Source organism: Bacillus sp. JJ664 (assembly GCF_036962205.1).
Lineage (GTDB): Bacteria > Bacillota > Bacilli > Bacillales > Bacillaceae_G > Gottfriedia.
In genome coordinates this window covers 2,191-3,074 of the sequence record NZ_JBALMS010000212.1, presented here as the reverse complement: position 1 = coordinate 3,074, position 884 = coordinate 2,191, and the positions used below count along the sequence as shown (strand labels likewise).

Annotated in this window: 1 protein-coding gene; it reads right to left on the bottom strand. The window is 29.2% G+C overall.

The genetic code is table 11. From position 1 onward, the window contains the following. Positions 1-161 precede the first annotated feature (161 nt). Positions 162-884, bottom strand: a 723-nt coding sequence (locus tag V7056_RS20315) for an HNH endonuclease family protein (RefSeq protein WP_499704200.1), incomplete at its 5' end; no start/stop codon positions are given.

Genomic DNA, 884 nt, shown 5'->3' with positions numbered 1-884 from the left:
TGTAGTTATGACTGTTTTCTTTGGAGTGTCATTGTTAAACTCATCAGTTTTACTGGTAATTCTGAATTTGATTGTTCTATACTAATACTTTTTTTAAAATACTTATTGTATCTCCTCTTAGAATTTTATTTTACCAGAATACTAAAAAAACAACCTGGACTTTAAAGAAGTTGCACTTCAGTTAGATTTCTTTTATCTTCAGTATCTTGTTTCTTCTTTATCAAATTATTAATTGAATCTGAATATAGATTCATAAAATCTTTAGTGATGTGAATGACCATAGCTCTGTGCGGTTTACTCTTAATATTATAGTACTCTTGAATTGATTCAAATGCCATAATCATGTTGGTGATATTATCGTTCCTTGACTTAATGAATTTGCTATTATCAAATTCATTTGATTCTATCATTTGATTGTAGTCTGAAATTGTATTTATATAACTTTTGATTTGACTGATTTTCCATAGTATATCTTTTATTATTTCTCTTCTATCATCTGTTAATTCGCTTCTATATAAACCATATACCTCGATAGACTTTTCACCTTTTTTTGTTCTGGCTACAATGGTTCCATCATTTTCAAAACTTAAGTGCCTACTTGGGTCTTCCTTACATGGATTTATGAGAAGGGGTTTTTCAGTAATTTTATGCGTTTGATTTTTCTTTCTTTTATTATAGTTTGTTAAAGGAAATTGATTCCCTTTAAATGTTCGGTTACATTTTTCACAAGATAAAAGTAAATTATCCCAAACCATAGCAAGCCAATAATAACCTGGATACTCTAAACAGTTTGTTCCATCATCTTTTGTTAGCGCTGTTTTTGGACGAAAATGTTCTATGTCCCCATATGAAACAGATATTAACCGACTTTCACAGTATGCACA